This is a genomic window from Methylobacterium frigidaeris (genome assembly GCF_022179185.1).
Classification (GTDB): domain Bacteria; phylum Pseudomonadota; class Alphaproteobacteria; order Rhizobiales; family Beijerinckiaceae; genus Methylobacterium; species Methylobacterium frigidaeris.
Map to the genome: position 1 here is coordinate 1 of NZ_BPQJ01000372.1, position 233 is coordinate 233.

A 233-nucleotide genomic window follows, 5' to 3' on the forward strand; every position below is an offset into this window, starting at 1 on the left:
AACCCCGGTTGGCCAGATCCTAGAACCAGTACGACACCGGGTCGCGGCCGTCGCCCCCCACCACGGTGGCGGTCATGCCGGCGACCAGCGGCACGTCGGCGGGCTTGCGGTCGATGCGGACGCGAACCGGGACCCTCTGGGCGAGGCGCACCCAGGTGTAGACCGGGTTCACGTCCGGCAGGCCCTGGGTGCTCGCTGCGGCATTCGCCGTCGAGATGCCGAGGGTGATGCTC

The 233-nt window shown here is 71.2% G+C and carries 1 pseudogene; it reads right to left on the minus strand.

The window, feature by feature from the left end:
- Nucleotides 1-19: 19 nt before the first annotated feature.
- Nucleotides 20-233 (minus strand): annotated as a pseudogene (locus MFF64_RS37400) (efflux transporter periplasmic adaptor subunit); the annotation flags it as partial.